This window comes from Nocardioides scoriae, assembly GCF_900104965.1.
GTDB lineage: Bacteria > Actinomycetota > Actinomycetes > Propionibacteriales > Nocardioidaceae > Marmoricola > Marmoricola scoriae.
Window position 1 is genome coordinate 1,176,807 of record NZ_LT629757.1, and the last position, 15,574, is coordinate 1,192,380.

The 15,574-nt window shown below is 74.0% G+C and carries 16 protein-coding genes and 1 rRNA gene; all 17 read right to left on the bottom strand.

The annotated features are described in order from the left end of the window. Positions 1-3: 3 nt before the first annotated feature. The 17 genes from aroH to rrf all read right to left on the bottom strand — a co-directional run bounded on the left by aroH (position 4) and on the right by rrf (position 15,499). Positions 4-387 carry a chorismate mutase gene (aroH, locus tag BLU55_RS05685; RefSeq protein ID WP_091727108.1) on the bottom strand — a complete coding sequence of 128 codons (384 nt, stop codon included), beginning with the start codon at positions 385-387 and terminating at the stop codon, positions 4-6. Positions 388-470: 83 nt separating this feature from the next. Further along, complete coding sequence (locus BLU55_RS05690; protein ID WP_091727110.1) at positions 471-1,220, bottom strand: pseudouridine synthase; 750 nt, start codon at positions 1,218-1,220, stop codon at positions 471-473. Next, positions 1,217-1,915: an SMC-Scp complex subunit ScpB gene (gene scpB, locus BLU55_RS05695; RefSeq protein ID WP_091727111.1), complete on the bottom strand. Its 699-nt coding sequence runs from the start codon at positions 1,913-1,915 to the stop codon at positions 1,217-1,219. The genes BLU55_RS05690 and scpB overlap by 4 nt, the downstream gene beginning before the upstream one ends. Continuing rightward, positions 1,899-2,780, bottom strand: a complete 882-nt coding sequence (locus BLU55_RS05700; RefSeq protein WP_091727113.1) for a segregation and condensation protein A — start codon at positions 2,778-2,780, stop codon at positions 1,899-1,901. Before BLU55_RS05700 ends, scpB begins: the two co-directional genes overlap by 17 nt. Further along, on the bottom strand, positions 2,773-3,144 hold the full coding sequence (locus BLU55_RS05705) for a hypothetical protein (protein ID WP_197681111.1): 372 nt from the start codon (positions 3,142-3,144) through the stop codon (positions 2,773-2,775). The genes BLU55_RS05700 and BLU55_RS05705 overlap by 8 nt, the downstream gene beginning before the upstream one ends. After that, positions 3,129-4,136 (bottom strand): ParA family protein, encoded by a 1,008-nt coding sequence (locus BLU55_RS05710; RefSeq protein WP_407938410.1) that lies wholly within the window; start codon positions 4,134-4,136, stop codon positions 3,129-3,131. Before BLU55_RS05710 ends, BLU55_RS05705 begins: the two co-directional genes overlap by 16 nt. Before the next feature lie 607 nt (positions 4,137-4,743). After that, positions 4,744-5,688, bottom strand: coding sequence for a site-specific tyrosine recombinase XerD (locus BLU55_RS05715; RefSeq protein ID WP_091733483.1), 945 nt, complete (start codon positions 5,686-5,688; stop codon positions 4,744-4,746). Positions 5,689-5,818: 130 nt separating this feature from the next. After that, the gene (locus BLU55_RS05720; protein WP_091727114.1) at positions 5,819-6,967 is read right to left on the bottom strand and encodes a dipeptidase; all 1,149 of its coding nucleotides are present in this window, start codon (positions 6,965-6,967) and stop codon (positions 5,819-5,821) included. A 66-nt stretch (positions 6,968-7,033) separates the two neighbouring features. Next, the gene (locus tag BLU55_RS05725) at positions 7,034-7,630 is read right to left on the bottom strand and encodes an NUDIX domain-containing protein (RefSeq protein WP_091727116.1); all 597 of its coding nucleotides are present in this window, start codon (positions 7,628-7,630) and stop codon (positions 7,034-7,036) included. Beyond that, a complete protein-coding gene (locus BLU55_RS05730; protein WP_091727118.1) occupies positions 7,631-9,352 on the bottom strand; it encodes a CTP synthase in 1,722 nt (573 codons plus the stop codon). A 138-nt stretch (positions 9,353-9,490) separates the two neighbouring features. Next, positions 9,491-11,209 carry a DNA repair protein RecN gene (gene recN, locus BLU55_RS05735; protein WP_091727120.1) on the bottom strand — a complete coding sequence of 573 codons (1,719 nt, stop codon included), beginning with the start codon at positions 11,207-11,209 and terminating at the stop codon, positions 9,491-9,493. Further along, the gene (locus BLU55_RS05740; RefSeq protein WP_197681112.1) at positions 11,206-12,279 is read right to left on the bottom strand and encodes an NAD kinase; all 1,074 of its coding nucleotides are present in this window, start codon (positions 12,277-12,279) and stop codon (positions 11,206-11,208) included. The genes recN and BLU55_RS05740 overlap by 4 nt, the downstream gene beginning before the upstream one ends. After that, positions 12,276-13,115 (bottom strand): TlyA family RNA methyltransferase, encoded by an 840-nt coding sequence (locus BLU55_RS05745; protein ID WP_091727122.1) that lies wholly within the window; start codon positions 13,113-13,115, stop codon positions 12,276-12,278. The genes BLU55_RS05740 and BLU55_RS05745 overlap by 4 nt, the downstream gene beginning before the upstream one ends. A gap of 3 nt (positions 13,116-13,118) precedes the next feature. Then, entirely contained in the window at positions 13,119-13,346 is a 228-nt protein-coding gene (locus BLU55_RS05750; RefSeq protein WP_091727123.1) for a hypothetical protein, read from the bottom strand. 10 nt (positions 13,347-13,356) lie between these two features. Then, positions 13,357-14,364 (bottom strand): HAD-IIA family hydrolase, encoded by a 1,008-nt coding sequence (locus BLU55_RS05755; RefSeq protein ID WP_231917062.1) that lies wholly within the window; start codon positions 14,362-14,364, stop codon positions 13,357-13,359. Next, on the bottom strand, positions 14,361-15,302 hold the full coding sequence (locus BLU55_RS05760; protein WP_091727125.1) for a tetratricopeptide repeat protein: 942 nt from the start codon (positions 15,300-15,302) through the stop codon (positions 14,361-14,363). Before BLU55_RS05760 ends, BLU55_RS05755 begins: the two co-directional genes overlap by 4 nt. Positions 15,303-15,382: 80 nt before the next feature. Beyond that, positions 15,383-15,499, bottom strand: a 5S ribosomal RNA gene (gene rrf, locus BLU55_RS05765). Positions 15,500-15,574 lie beyond the last annotated feature (75 nt).

The following is a 15,574-nucleotide window of genomic DNA, read 5'->3' on the forward strand; positions in this document are numbered from 1 at the left end:
GTGCTACTCATCGGGCAGGGCGCGCACCCGGTGGAGGTCGCGCCGCAGCGCGGCCGCCCCGTGGAGGTAGACGTGGGTGATCTCCTCGCGGGAGAGCTGGGTCTCCACGTGGGCCATCAGGCGCACGACGCGGGGCATCGAGCCCTCGATCTCGAGCTCGCGGGCGCAGATCAGCGGGACGTCGTCGAACCCGAGCTGGCGGGCGGCGTACGCCGGGAACTCGCTGTGGAGGTCGGAGGTCGCGGTGAAGATGATGCTGATGAAGTCGTGGACCTCGAGCTCGTTGGCCTCCATGACGCTGCGCACCATCTCCGCGACCCGGTCGAGCATGTGGTCGCGGCTGTCGGCGTCGAGCTGGGTGGCTCCCCGGACGGCACGGACGTGCACGGGTCCTCCTGGCGTTCGCGGGCGGCGGGCGCGCCGAGCCTACCGCCGGGCGCCGTGACGGGTCGGGCCGCCGTCACGGGCGACTAGAGCTGGCCGGCCTCGAGCAGGGCGCCGAGCTCGTCGGAGGTGAGGTCGCGCAGCTCCCCGCTCCGGATGCCGCGCACCACCACGGGCCCGATCGCGGTCCGGGTCAGGCGCCTGACCGGGTGACCGACGTGATCGAGCAGCCGCCGCACGATCCGGTTGCGGCCCTCGTGGATCACCAGCTCGACGATCGAGCGCTCGCGGGTGCTGGAGACGACCTTGACCCGCGAGACCGTCACCGGGCCGTCCTCGAGCTCGACCCCGGCGAGCAGCCGCTTGAGGACGGCCTTCTCGACCACGCCGTCGACCTCGGCGACGTAGGTCTTGTCCATCTCGTACGACGGGTGGGCCAGCCGCTGGGCGAACTCTCCGTCGTTGGTGAGCAGGATCAGCCCGTCGGTGTCGGTGTCGAGCCGACCCACGTGGAAGAGCCGCTCGGGCCGGTCGGCCACGACGTCGCCGAGGTGGCGCCGGCCCTCGGGGTCGGACATGGTCGAGACGACGCCCCGGGGCTTGTTGAGGGCCAGGTAGACGTGGTCGCTGACCGGGGGCAGCCGCTTGCCGTCGACCCGGATGACCGCGCGCCGCGGGTCGACCTTGGTGCCGAGCCGCGTGACGACCTCGCCGTCGACCTCGACCAGCCCGGCGAGCATGATCTCCTCGCACTTGCGACGGCTGGCCACGCCCGACTGGGCCAGCAGCTTCTGCAGCCGGACCAGTCCCTCCTCGTCGGTCTCGATCTCCCTCATGGGGCCATGCTGTCATCGGGCCCGGACCCGGCCTCGACCCGAGGCACCGCCGCGACCTCCTGCTCGTCCTCCAGGTCCTCGATCCCGGGCAGGAACGGCGCCAGCTCGGGCAGCTCGTCGAGCGAGCCGATGCCGATGCGCTCGAGGAAGTAGCGGGTCGTCCGGTAGAGGTGCGCGCCGGTCTCCGCGTCGTGGCCGGCCTCCTCGACCAGGCCGCGGGCAAGCAGGGTGCGCATCACGCCGTCGACGTTGACGCCGCGGATCGCCGAGACCCGGCTGCGGCTGACCGGCTGCTGGTAGGCCACGACCGCGAGCGTCTCGAGCGCCGCCTGCGTCAGCCGGGCCTGCTGGCCGTCGAGCACGAAGCGCTCGACCACGCCGGCGAGCTCCTCGCGGGTGTAGTAGCGCCAGCCGCCGGCCACGTGGCGCAGCTCGAAGCCGCGGCCGGTCTCGTCGTACTCCCGGGCCAGGGCGGCGAGCGCCGCCTCCACGTCGGGCACGGGGTGGCCCACCGCCGCAGCGAGCGTGGTGTCGTCGAGGGGCTGGTCGGACACCATCAGCAGCGCTTCCAGGGCAGGACGCAGCGGGGCCAGGGGCACGTCGAGCGTCGGGTCGTCGCCCGTCGCGTCGGCGCCCGTCGGGTCCGCGGCGTCCCCAGCGGGCTGGTCAGCGGGCTGGTCAGTGGGCTGGCTCATGCGGCTCCTCGGCTGCAGGGGGTACGTCGGCCCCGGCCGGGGGCCCGTCGAACTCGTCGTCGATCTCGACCTCGGTGTCGTCGTCGCCCGTCCAGCGGATGCTCAGCTCCCCCAGCGGCGTGACCTGGTCGAAGGCCACCACGCCCTCCCGGAACAGCTCCAGCAGCGCCAGGAAGCGCGCCACCCGGGTCATCGTGTCGGGCGCGTCGGCGGCCAGGGAGCGGAAGGTCGTCGTGCCGCTCCCCCGCAACCGCCCCACCACCACGGCAGCCTGCTCGCGCACGCTGACGGCGGGGGCGTGGATGTGGGCCAGGCCGACGCCCTCGGGCTCCGGCTTGGGCGCCATCGCACGGGCCGCCAGCCGGGCGAGCTCCTCCAGCCCCAGCCCGATCAGCACCTCGGGCAGCAGCGTGGCGAACCGCTCGTCGAGGCCGACGGCGCGCGGGTGGCGGCGCTCCTCGCCCAGCATCCGGGTCTCGAGCAGCGAGGCCACCTGCTTGAAGGCGCGGTACTGCAGCAGCCGCGCGAAGAGCAGGTCGCGGGCCTCGAGCAGCGCCAGGTCCTCCTCGTCCTCGACGTCGCCCTGCGGCAGCAGCCGGGCCGCCTTGAGGTCGAGCAGCGTCGAGGCCACCAGCAGGAACGACGTCGTCTGCTCCAGGTCCCAGCCCTCGCCCTCGGGACCGGCCGCCTGGTGGGCCTTGATGTGGGCGATGAACTCGTCGGTGACCTGCGAGAGCGCGACCTCGGTGACGTCGAGCTTGTGCCGGCTGATCAGGCTCAGCAGCAGGTCGAAGGGACCCTCGAAGTTGGCGAGGTGGACGGCGAAGCCGGTGGCCTCGACCTGGGTCCCCGCGTCCTCAGTCACCGGTGAGGCGCTGCACCAGGACGCTGTCCTCGCCGTTGGCCTCGAGGTCGGCCAGCGCCATCGCGATCGCCACCCGGACCAGTCGGCCCCGGTCGACGGCGATGCCCTGGCTGCGCCGCAGCGAGAGCCGGGCGTGCTCGAGGTCGAGCAGCTCGTCGGCGGTGACGTAGACCGTCATCTTCTCGTCGTGGCGCACCCGTCCGCTCGGCCGCTTGACGGGCTCGGCCGCGGGCGCCTCCTCGACGGGCGCGACCGTGGCGAGCTGGCGGGCTGCCGTGCCCCGCTCGCGCGCGTCGCCCTGCTCGGGCGCGCCGCTGGGACGGAACAGGTCGTCGGCGGCCGGCAGGCTCACGCGTCGGGGCATCGGTCGAGCACCTCCTTGGCGAGCTGGCGGTACGCCGCGGCACCGGGCGAGCTGGAGGCGTAGCTGGTGATCGGCTCGCCGGCGACGGTCGAGTCGGAGAACTTCACCGTGCGGCGGATCACGGTGTGGAAGACGGTGTCGCCCCAGGCCTCGACCAGGCGCTCCATGACCTCGCGGCCGTGCAGGGTGCGGCCGTCGTACATCGTGCCGAGGACGCCGTCGACGTGCAGCCGCGGGTTGAGCCGCTCGCGCACCTTGTCGATGGTGGTCTTGAGGAGGGCGACGCCGCGCAGGGCGAAGTACTCGCACTCCAGCGGCACGATGACGCCGTCGGAGGCCGTGAGCGCGTTGACGGTCAGCAGGCCCAGCGAGGGCTGGCAGTCGATGAGGATGACGTCGTACTGCTCCAGCGCCGGGGCGAGCACGCGGCTCAGGGTCTGCTCGCGGGCGACCTCGTGGACCAGCTGGACCTCGGCGGCCGAGAGGTCGATGTTGGAGGGCAGCAGGTCCATCCCGGGCACGCCGCTCGGGACCACGACCTCCTCGAGCGCGACGTCGCGCTGCATCAGCAGGTTGTAGATCGTCAGGTCCATCTGGTGGGGGTTGAGACCCAGGCCGACCGAGAGCGAGCCCTGCGGGTCGAAGTCGACCAGCAGCACCTTGCGTCCGAACTCCGCCAGCGAGGCGCCGAGGTTGATCGTGGTGGTGGTCTTGCCGACGCCACCCTTCTGGTTGCACATCGAGATCACGCGGGCCCGGGCCGTGGTGCTGCGCGGCCCCGGCTCGGGGATCTCGGGCATCGGGCGACCGGTGGGGCCGAGGACGACCTCGGGCACGTCGTCCGGCGCGACCTCGGGAGCCACGTCGACGAGCGTCTCGGGCTGGTCGCCGGGCTGCTCGACCGGCTGGGTGGGCCGGGCGCGGAACGGCAGCGTCTCGGCCAGCCGCTCGCCGTCCCGGGGCTCGGCCCGCGGCGGCTGGGGCGGACTCACGAGCGGGGGCATCTCGGACGCCGAGCTCCCCGAGGTCGGGCTCCCGTGACGCTGTCCGAAACCGTCCGTGCCGCTCATGTGGATCCCCTTCCAGGTGAGCCCACCCCACGGGGCCGGCTCACGTCGATGTCGACTTCCGCCAAGCCGCCGGGCGACTGTATGCACCCCTCCGAGGGGCCACAAGCCAGACCGACGTCGTCCACAACATTGTCGACTTGTGGCCTTCCGGTTGTGGGGAGCGCCGCGCCGTGGACCCACAACTGATGTCAGACCTGTGGACGCGCCTGTGGACGGCCGGGGCTCTCCGGGGGGTGGGTCGGCGGGTGGGTCGCAGGGTGGGTCGGCCGGTGGGGCCCCGGGGCGTCATGCGAGGTGGTCGCCCCGGCGCCCCGTCCGCACGACCTCCCGCGGGGCGTCGTACGAGGCGGTCGCCCCAGCAGCCAGCTCGCATGACGCCGAGCCGATCGCGGTTCGACGTGCCCGAGCCCGCGAGCCGTCCGTCGGTGTGGTCGGCCACGGGGAGCCCACGCGGCGATCGGGGCCACCGGAGCACCCACCGACCCACCAACGACCCACCACGTCCGACCCACCAGGCCGGACCGCCGGGCTATCCCTGCGCCCGGGGGTGCGAGGCGGCGTACACCTCGCGCAGGCTGTCGACGGTGACGAGCGTGTAGACCTGGGTGGTGGTCACCGAGGCGTGGCCGAGGAGCTCCTGGACGACGCGGACGTCGGCGCCGCCCTCGAGCAGGTGGGTCGCGAACGAGTGCCGCAGGGTGTGGGGCGAGACCTCGGCGCTCACGCCGGCGCGCTCGGCGGCGCGCACGATCACGGCCCAGGCGCTCTGCCGCGAGAGCCGGCCGCCGCGGGCGTTGAGGAACATCGCGCCGGCCTTCTCGGCGGGCGCGCCCCGGCCCCCGCTCGCCGTCGCGGCCAGCAGGTCCGGTCGGCCGCGGACCAGGTAGGCGCGCACCGCCTCGCGGGCGTAGCTGCCGACCGGCACCACCCGCTCCTTCGAGCCCTTGCCGCGCAGCAGCACCGTGTGCGCCGCGGGGTCGTCCGACTCCAGCTCGAGGTCGTCGACGTCGAGGCCGACGGCCTCGGAGATCCGGGCGCCGGTGCCGTAGAGCACCTCCAGCAGCGCCCGGTCGCGCAGCGCCAGCGCGGTCCCGGCCGATCCGGCCGCGTCCAGGATGCGCTCGACGTCGCCCAGCGAGATCGCCTTCGGCAGCCGCTTCGCCGGCGGCGGGGGTCGTACGCCGGCCGACGGGTCGCTCGTGGCCAGTCCGTCGGCGAGGGCGAACTTGTGGAAGCCGCGGACCGCCACCACCGTGCGCCCCGCCGAGCTCGCGCTCAGCGGCTGGTGGTCGCGGTCGCCCTCGCGCAGCGCCATGAGGAACCCGCTGATGGTCTGCTCGCTGACGGCGTCGAGCGAGCTGATGCCGAGCCGGTCGAGGTGGTCGAGGTAGCGTCGCAGGTCGCGGCGGTAGGAGCTGACCGAGTTGGGGGCCAGGCCGCGCTCGACGACCAGGTGGTCGAGGTAGGTGCGCACGGCCCGCACGACGGCGTTGGGCCCCGTGGCGACCGATCCCGCGAGGGCCCCGGGAACGACCTCAGCCACGCGTCGAACCCCTGCTCGTCCCGTCGCCGCGCACGTCGCCTCCTCGCTGGTGGGGCCGAGTCTAGGCCCGGCCCTCCCCCGCGTCGGTCAGCCCCGCGTCGTGCATCACGCGCAGCACGTTGCGGCTGGTGAGCGCGGCGAGGTCGGAGTCGCTCCAGCCGCGCTCGGCCAGCGCCTCCAGCAGCACCGGGTAGCCCGTGACGTCCTCCAGCCCGTCGGGCAGCATCCCGACGCCGTCGTAGTCGCCCCCCAGGCCCACGTGCTCGATCCCGGCGACCTCGCGGACGTGCTCGAGGTGGGCCACGACGTCGGCGACGCTCGCCCGCGGCGGCGGGTGCTCCTCGGCCCAGCGGGACTCGAGCGCCTCCTCCTCCGGGGAGTACGCCGCGTAGCCGTGCGGCGCCAGCGCCTCCTGCATCTCCGCGTCCCAGTCGCGGACGCCCTGGTTCACGAAGTGCGGCACGAAGGTGACCATGCACAGCCCGCCGTTGCCGGACAGCCGGCCCAGCACGTCGTCGGGCACGTTGCGCGGGTGGTCGGTCACCGCCCGGGCCGAGGAGTGGCTGAACACGACCGGCTGCGTGGTGGTGTCGAGGGCGTCGCGCATGGTGTCGGCCGAGGTGTGGCTGAGGTCGACCAGCACCCCGATCCGGTTCATCTCGGCGACCACCTCGCGACCGAGGTCCGACAGCCCGCCCAGCACCGGCTCGTCGGTCGCCGAGTCGGCCCACGGCACGTTGTCGTTGTGGGTCAGCGTCAGGTAGCGCACACCCAGCCGGTGCAGCATCCGCAGCGTCCCGAGCGACCCGCCGATCTGGTGGCCGCCCTCGGCGCCCATCAGGCTCGCCACCCGGCCCGACCGCCAGGCCCGCTCGACGTCCTCGACCGTGGTCGCGAGGGCCAGCGCGTCGGCGTACCGCCCGATCATGGTGTGCGCGGCGTCGACCTGCTCGAGCGTCGCCACCACGGCGGCGTCACCGGCCAGGGTCGCCGGCACGAACACCGACCAGAACTGGGCGCCGACGCCGCCCTGGCGCAGCCGCGGCAGGTCCGTGTGGGTGCCGATCCCGCGGCACGCCGCGGAGTCGGTCAGCTCGAGGCGGTCGAAGTCGTAGCCGACCAGCTCGCGGGCGGCCCACAGCAGGTCGTTGTGGCCGTCGAGGACGGGGTGGTCGCGCAGCAGGTCGGCCACACGGGCACGGGTGCTCATGGCCCCACCCCATCACGACGGCCCTGCCCCGCCCGCCGGGTGGTCGTCCCTCGGGGGTCGCCGGCCTCAGAGCCGCCCGCGGCGCCGCAGCGCGTCGTACGCCAGGACGGCGGCCGCCATCGGCGACTCGGCGATCCGGCCCTCGAGGACGGCGTCGATGAGCTCGTCGACGGGGACCCAGACGGTCTCCAGCTCCGCCTCCTCGCCGTGCAGCTCGAAGTCGCCGCGGTCGGCGTACGACAGGCCGGTGGCGAGGTAGATGTGGTGCAGCTCGGTGGTGATGCCGGCCGAGGGGTTGAGGGTGAGCAGGTGGCGCCAGCGCTCGGCCTGCAGCTCGACCTCCTCGCGCAGCTCGCGCTCGGCGGTGACCTGGGGGTCCTCGCCCTCGACGTCGCAGATGCCGGCCGGGAGCTCGGTGAAGACGCCGCCGGCGGCGTGGCGGTACTGCCGGATGCAGCAGGCCCGCTCCTGGTCGTCGACGGCCAGCACGAGCGCGGCCCCCGGGTGCTCGATCACCAGGCGGCGCAGCACCTCCTCGGGGTGACCGGGCCGCTGCACGCTGTCCTCGCGCAGGGCCACCACCCAGGCGTCGCGGTGGAGGTCACGGGACTCCACCACCGGCCACGACAGGAACTCGTCGTCGATGCCCTCGACGCGCGCCACCTAGGCCTCGACCGGCTGCGCCGGCGAGTCGGTCGCGTCGGGCACCCAGCGGCGACGCAGCGCGCTCTCGTCGATCGGGATGAGCAGCTCGCGCTGGCGCTGGATGGCCGCGCCGACGAGGCCGGCGAACAGCGGGTGCGGCCGCGTCGGACGCGACTTGAGCTCGGGGTGGGCCTGCGTCGAGACGTAGAACGGGTGCACCTCGGCGGGCAGCTCGACGAACTCCACCAGCGTGGCGTCCGGGGAGGTGCCGGAGAAGACCAGGCCGGCGTCCTCGAGCTGGTCGCGGTAGGAGTTGTTGACCTCGTAGCGGTGGCGGTGGCGCTCTTCGACGCGCGCCTCGCCGTACGCCGCCCGCACCACGCTGCCCTCGCGCAGGTCGGCCGGGTAGAGGCCCAGCCGCATGGTGCCGCCGAGGTCGCCGGCGCCGTCGACGAAGGCGTGCTGCTCGGCCATCGTGGCGATGACCGGCTCGCTGACCTGCGGGTCGAACTCGCTCGACGCGGCCCCGGTGAGGCCGGCGACGCTGCGGGCGTACTCGATGACCATGCACTGCAGGCCCAGGCAGAGCCCGAGCGTGGGCACCTTGTGGGTCCGGGCGTACGTCAGGGCGCCGAGCTTGCCCTCGATGCCGCGGATGCCGAAGCCGCCGGGCACGCAGATGGCGTCGAGCTCGGCGAGCGCCCGGGCGGCCCCCTCCGGGGTGGCGCACTCGTCGGAGGGGATCCACTCGATGGTGACCTTGGCCTCGTGGGCGAAGCCACCGGCGCGCAGCGCCTCGACGACCGAGAGGTAGGCGTCGGGCAGGTCGACGTACTTGCCGACCAGACCGATGGTCACCTCCTCGTTGGGGTGGTGGACCCGGCGCAGCAGGTCGTCCCACAGCGTCCAGTCGACGTCGCGGAAGGGCAGGTTGAGGCGGCGGACCAGGTAGGCGTCGAGGCCCTCGCGGTGCAGCACCTTGGGGATGTCGTAGATCGAGGGTGCGTCGGCCGCGGTCACCACGGCCTCCTCGTCGACGTCGCACATCAGCGAGATCTTGCGCTTGACCGACGCGGGGATCTCCCGGTCGGCCCGGCACACGATCGCGTCGGGCTGGATGCCGATGGAGCGCAGCGCGGCCACGGAGTGCTGGGTCGGCTTGGTCTTGAGCTCGCCCGAGGGCCCGATCCACGGGACCAGCGAGACGTGCAGGAAGAAGACGTTGTCGCGGCCGATCTCGTGGCGCACCTGGCGCGCGGCCTCGAGGAAGGGCAGCGACTCGATGTCGCCCACGGTGCCGCCGACCTCGGTGATGACGACGTCGATGTCGTCGCCGCCCATGGCCAGGACGCGGTCCTTGATCTCGTTGGTGATGTGCGGGATCACCTGCACGGTGTCGCCGAGGTAGTCGCCGCGGCGCTCCTTGGCGATGACCGAGCTGTAGACCTGACCGGTCGTCACGTTGGCGATCTGGTTGAGGTCGGTGTCGAGGAAGCGCTCGTAGTGACCGATGTCGAGGTCGGTCTCCGCGCCGTCGTTGGTGACGAAGACCTCACCGTGCTGGAACGGGTTCATCGTGCCCGGGTCCACGTTGAGGTACGGGTCGAGCTTCTGCATCGTGACCGACATCCCCCGCGACCGGAGCAGACGTCCCAGGCTGGAGGCGGTCAGGCCCTTGCCGAGGGACGACGCGACGCCGCCGGTGACGAAGACGTGCTTGGTCTGCTGCCTGGCTACCAAGAGGGCTCCCCGTGGGCTCGAAGTGTGCGACTGTCCACGGGGTTCGACCCTATCAAGGCCGGGACGGGTTCGTGGCCATCGGCTCGCACCGAGACCCGCTCGGGCGCACCGGGCCCGTCCGGACCCGCTCGGACCCGCTCAGCCCCGGGAGGCCTGCGCGACGTCGAGCAGCTCCTGCGCGTGGGCCATCGCGGTGTCCGAGGACTCCAGGCCGGCGAGCATCCGCGACAGCTCGCGCACCCGGCTGGAGTCGTCGAGCACCTCGAGGCCGGAGGTCGTGACGCTGCCGTCGCTGCTCTTGCGGACCACGACGTGGCGGTCTGCGAACGCCGCGACCTGCGGCAGGTGGGTCACCACCAGCACCTGGGAGCGCCGGGCCAGCGCGGCCAGCCGGCGGCCGATCTCCACGGCCGCCTTGCCGCCCACGCCCGCGTCCACCTCGTCGAAGACGAAGGTCGGCACCGGGCGGGTGTCGGCGAGCGAGACCTCGATGGCGAGCATCACGCGGGAGAGCTCGCCGCCCGAGGCGCCACGGGTGAGCGGCCGGGGCTCCGACCCGGTGTTGGCGGCGAGCAGCAGCTCGACGTCGTCGACGCCGGCGGGGCCGAAGCGCCACCCGGTGCCGTCGAGGACGAGGCCGCGCTCGTCGGGGGTCCGGTCGAGGGCGACCTCGAAGCGCGCGTGCGGCATCGACAGGGCGTCCAGCTCGGCGGTGACGGAGGCGGCCAGGCGGGTCGCGGCGTCGCGCCGCAGCGCGCTCAGACCCGCTGCCTCCTCGGCCAACCGGGTCCGCAGGTCGGCCCGCTCGGCACGCAGCTCCTCGACCCGGTCGTCGGAGCCGTCGAGGAGCAGCAGCCGCTGCGAGGCCTCGGCCGCCCAGGCGAGGACCTCCTCGGCGGTCTCGCCGTACTTGCGGGTCAGCGAGGACAGCGCGGCCCGGCGCTCCGAGACCGCGGCCAGCCGGGCCGGGTCGGTCTCGACCGCGCTGGAGTAGCCCGCGACGTCGGCAGCGACGTCGGCGAGCAGGTAGCTGACCTCGGCGACCCGGTCGGCCAGCGCGGCGGCGTCCGGGTCGAGCTCGCGCACGCTCTCCAGCGCCCGTCGGGCCGCGCTGACGGTGCCGAGCGCGTCGGGGGCGTCCTGGTCGGAGGAGAGCGCCTCGCGCGCGGTCTCCGCGGCGGCCTGCAGGGTGTCGGCGAAGCCGAGCCGGGTCTCGTCGGCGGCCAGGGTGACCTCCTCCCCCGGCGCCGGACCCACGGCCTCGATCTCGTCGAGTCCCAGGCGCAGCACGTCGGCCTCGCGAGCACGCTCCCGGGCCGAGCCGAGCACCTCGCGCAGCTCGGCCTCCACGGCCAGCAGCCGGGCGTGGTGCTCGCGGTAGGGCGCGAGCAGCGCGTCCAGCGGCGCGCCGGCGTAGTCGTCGAGCGCGTCGCGCTGCGCCTCGGGCCGCAGCAGCCGGTGCTGGTCGGACTGGCCGTGCACGGCGACCAGCAGCGACCCCACGCGCCCCAGCGCCGAGGCCGGCACCGAGACCCCGCCCAGGAAGGCGCGCGAACGGCCCTCGGCGGAGACCTGGCGGGCCAGCAGCACCGTGCCGTCCTCGACCTCGCCGCCGTGCTCGTCGGTCACGGCGGCCACCTCGGGTCCCGCCCGCACGACTCCCTCGACCCGGGCGGCGCGCGAGCCGGTGCGGACCGAGCCGCTGTCGGCGCGGCCGCCCAGCAGCAGCCCGAGGGCCGTCACCAGCATGGTCTTGCCGGCGCCGGTCTCACCGGTGATGACGCTCAGGCCGGGGCCGAGCTCGAGCACCGACTCGTCGATGACGCCGAGCGAGCTGATCCGGATCTCCTCGATCACGGCCGGTCGCCGTCGCTCGCCCGGACAGCAGCACCGGCGGCGCCCGAGGCGGACCCGGCGGTTGCGTCGGCCGCGTCGTGCGCCGCAGCGACGTCGGCGACGTCGGCGTCGTGCTGGCGGCGCCTGCGCTCGGCGGCGCCTCGCCAGCCCTCGACGGGCAGGCCGAACTTGGCCACGAGACGATCGGTGAAGGGCGCCTCGTGGAGCCGGGCCAGGCGCACCGGCGAGGCGCCGCGGCGCACCTCGATGCGGGCACCCGGGGGCAGGTCGACCGTGCGGCGGCCGTCGCACCACAGCACGCCCGCACCCGCCGTCTGGGCCAGCACCTCGACGGCCAGGACCGAGGAGGGCGCGACCACCACCGGACGCGAGAACAGCGCGTGCGCACTGATCGGCACCATGAGCAGGGCCTCGACCTCGGGCCACACCACGGGACCCCCCGCGCTGAAGTTGTACGCCGTGGAGCCGGTCGGCGTCGCGCACACGATCCCGTCGCAGCCGAACCGGCTGAGCGGCCGGCCGTCGACCTCCACCACGACCTCGAGCATCCGCGATCGGGCGGCCTTCTCGACGCTGGCCTCGTTGAGGGCCCAGGTGGAGGCGATGAGCTCCTTGTCGCGGTAGACCGAGACGTCGAGCGTCATCCGCTCGTCGCTGGTGTAGCGGCGCTCCACGACCCGCTCGATCATGGACTCCACCTCCTCGCTCTCCGCCTCGGCGAGGAAGCCCACGTGTCCGAGGTTGACGCCCAGCAAGGGCGTCGCGGTCCCGTGGGTCAGCTCGCAGGCGCGCAGGATGGTGCCGTCGCCGCCGATGACCAGGGCCAGCTCGCACTCCTCGGCCCGGACCTCGTCGAGGGTCACGGTCTCGACCGCCACGTCCGCGGGGAGCTCGGCCTCCTTGGCCTCGTCCTCGAGCATCCGCACCACCAGGCCGTGGCCCAGCAGCGAGCTCACCACCGCCCGGGTGACGGCACGGGCCTCCTCGCGGCCGGTGTGGGAGAGCAGCAGGATCCGGCGCGGGCCACCGAGGGCGGGACCGCGGTGGTGGTCGGGCTCGGGGAGGGTCACTCGTCCACCCTCTCACCCGGCACCGACGCACCCGGGTCGCCCACGACCGCGTCGACCACCTGCTCGTCGTCCAGGGCCGGCTCGCCGCGGCGCAGCCAGACGAAGAACTCGACGTTGCCCGAGGGGCCCGGGAGCGGGCTGGTGGCGACGGCCCGCAGGCCCCAGCCCCGCCGGGCGGCCTCGTGCGCCACGGTCAGCACCGTCTCGGCCCGCAGGGCGGGGTCGCGCACCACGCCTCCCTTGCCGAGCCGCGACTTCCCGACCTCGAACTGCGGCTTGACCATGAGGGCCAGGTCGCCGTCGGGGTCCGTGACGCCGATCAGGGCGTCCAGCACCAGCGTGAGCGAGATGAACGACAGGTCGCCGACCACCAGGTCGACGGGTCCCTCGGTCAGCCCGAGGTCGAGCTCGCGCACGTTGGTCCGGTCACGCACCACCACCCGTGGGTCGTTCTGCAGAGCCCACACCAGCTGGCCGTAGCCCACGTCGACGGCCACCACCTCACGGACCCCGGCCCGGAGCAGGACGTCGGTGAAGCCGCCGGTGGAGGCACCGGCGTCGAGCGCGCGACGGCCCGCGACCTGCAGGCCCAGCGGGGCGAAGGCCTCCAGGGCACCCGCGAGCTTGTGACCGCCCCGGCTGGCGTACTCCGGCCGGTCGGGGTCCTCGCGCACGACGAGGTCGGCGTCGGTGGTGACACCGGTGGCGGGCTTGGTCGCGACCGCCTTGTTGACGCTGACCCGCCCGGCGGCGATCAGCACCGAGGCGTGCTCGCGCGACCGGGCCAGCCCCCGACGGACCAGCTCGGCGTCCAGGCGCAGCCGTCGCGGTGGCACGGCTCAGCCGCGCGCGGCGCTCTCGCCGGAGAGCACCCGGCGCAGCGACTCGTGCGCCTGCTCGAAGACCACGACGTGCTCGGACACCGGCGCCTCGTCCAGCTGCTGCAGGGTCGCCAGCACCCGCTCGACCTCGGCCTCGGCGTCCCCACCGCGGGGAGCGACGGGTCGCGCCGCGAAGGCCGCGGGCGTCGGGACCGGTGAGACAGGAGCCTGCGTCGGGTCGCTCATGCGCGCGAGGCTACCCGGGCAGGTCGACGCCGTCGGTGGCGACAGGCCCGCCGTGCTCGTCCAGGTGGCGCCAGGACACCTCCGCGACGACCCGCCACCAGTCGGCCGGCTCGCCGTCCCCGCTGACCCGGAGCGTCCCCTCCTCCACGCGCGCCGACCAGCCGCCCAGCGTGGCGGTGCCGTCCTCGGGCACCTCGGGAGCGGGCTGTGGCGCGGCGAGCGCGGCCAGGTCGGGCGCGACGTACGTCGGTCGGCACTCGGGACCCGCCGCGACGAGCTCCTCGAGCCCGGTGACGCCGGTCAGCACCAGCAGGCTGTCCCAGCCCATGGTGACCGCGCCCTCGATGTCGGTGTCGAGGCGGTCGCCCACGACCAGCGGGTGCTCGCCACCCACCCGCGCCAGCGTCTCCTCGAACAGCGGCGGCTGCGGCTTGCCCGCCACCTGGGGCTCGCGAGCGGCGAAGTCGGCGATCAGCTTCACCAGCGCCCCGTTGCCGGGCGCCGCCCCTGACGCGGTCGGGATGGTCATGTCGGTGTTGCTGGCGATCCACGGGAGGCCGTCGGCCACCAGCGTCGCGCCGGCCATGATCTGCTTCCAGGCCAGGTCCGGGCCGTAGCCCTGCACGACGGCCACCGGCTCCTCGTCCACGGAGGACACCGGCACCAGACCGCGCTCGCGCAGCGCCTCGTCGAGGCCCTGCCCGCCGACGAGGAACACCTTCGCGCCCTGGTCGAGCTGCTGGGAGGCCAGCCGGGCCGCTGCCTGCGCGCTGTTCACCACGTCGTCGTCGCTGGCCTCCACGCCCAGCGAGCGCAGGTGGTCACCGACCGTCGACGGGGGACGCGAGGCGTTGTTGGTGACGAAGGCCAGGTGCATGCCCTGCGCCTGCGCGGCGTTGAGCGCCTCCGGGGCACCGGGCACGGCGTCGCGGCCCCGGTAGACCACGCCGTCGAGGTCGAGCACCGCGACGTCGTACGCCTCCTGGAGCGGGGTCCCGCTGGATCCCAGCAGGCTCACGCCTGGTCCTCGAGCTGCTTCTCGAGGGTGCGCGCCCGCTCGGTGGCGTCGGTGGCACGCTCGGGGTCGACGGCGTCGGTGCGGTGGAACCAGGTGAGGGCGTCGTTGCCGCGCCCGGCCTCGGCCAGGGCGTCGGCGTAGGCGTAGCGCAGCCGGGCCACCCACGGCTCGCGCGACTTCGACAGCAGCGGCGAGGTCTCCAGGGTGCGGAGCGCGGCGTCCATCTCGCCGCGGTCGCGGCGGGCGCCGGCCTCGACGATGGTCAGCTCGGCCAGCAGCGCCGGGGCCAGCTTGTCCTTGGGGGCGTTCTTGACCACGGCCAGCGCACGGTCGGGGCGCCCCAGGGCGCGCTCGCAGTCGGCGATGATCGCGACGTAGTCCTGGGCGCCGTTCATCCGCTTGGCGGACTTCAGCTCGGCCAGGGCCTCGGAGTACTCCCCCGCGGCGTACGCCGCCTCGCCGACGGCCTCGCGGACCACGGCCAGCCGGCCGGCGCGGGCACGAGCGGCCAGGGTGTGCTGGTAGGCGATCTTCGGGTCGCTGTCGATCAGCTCGCCGGCGGCCACCAGGTGGCGGGCGACGCGCTGGGCCAGCTTCTCGGGCAGCGACTTGAGCTGCGCCGCGATGTTGCGGTCGAGCTCCTTGCCGGTGATCTCCTCGGGGATCGGCGGCCCGTCGTACTTGACCTGGCCCTCGGTGCGGGCGACGTCGTCGCGACGGTCACCGTCGCGTCGCGACCGGCTGAAGTCGCGCTTGCCGCGGTCCGAGGAGCCGCCTCGGCGGTCGTCGGTGCGCCCGCCCTTGCGGTCCCCGGGGCCGCCACCGGCACGTCGAGGCCCTCCGGGCTTGTCCGAGCCACCGCGGCCGCCGCCCTGGCCGCCTCGGCCGGGGGTGCTGCCACCGCTGCGTGACGGGCGAGGGGTTCGGTCTTCGGGCACGGCGGGATCTCCTGATCTCGAGGCTGGACAAAAGACTAAGGGCCGCCCCACGGATGGGGCGGCCCTCAGAACTAAAAATTGTCCGGCGACGTCCTACTCTCCCACGACCTCCCGGTCGCAGTACCATCGGCGCTGAAAGGCTTGACTTCCGGGTTCGGAATGGAACCGGGTATTTCCCTATCGCTATGGCCGCCGAAACACTATGGAGTTATCCAGTGGACACCAACCCCACACCACCACCCCACCCCACAACAGGGCAGAACAGTCACATG

Coding starts and splice junctions, on each gene's coding strand:
- BLU55_RS05690 (WP_091727110.1), bottom strand. CDS start 1,220: ATGAGGGAGATCGAGACCGACGAGGAGGGACTGGTCCGGCTGCAGAAG.
- scpB (WP_091727111.1), bottom strand. CDS start 1,915: ATGAGCCAGCCCACTGACCAGCCCGCTGACCAGCCCGCTGGGGACGCC.
- BLU55_RS05705 (WP_197681111.1), bottom strand. CDS start 3,144: ATGCCCCGACGCGTGAGCCTGCCGGCCGCCGACGACCTGTTCCGTCCC.
- BLU55_RS05720 (WP_091727114.1), bottom strand. CDS start 6,967: ATGAGCACCCGTGCCCGTGTGGCCGACCTGCTGCGCGACCACCCCGTC.
- BLU55_RS05750 (WP_091727123.1), bottom strand. CDS start 13,346: ATGAGCGACCCGACGCAGGCTCCTGTCTCACCGGTCCCGACGCCCGCG.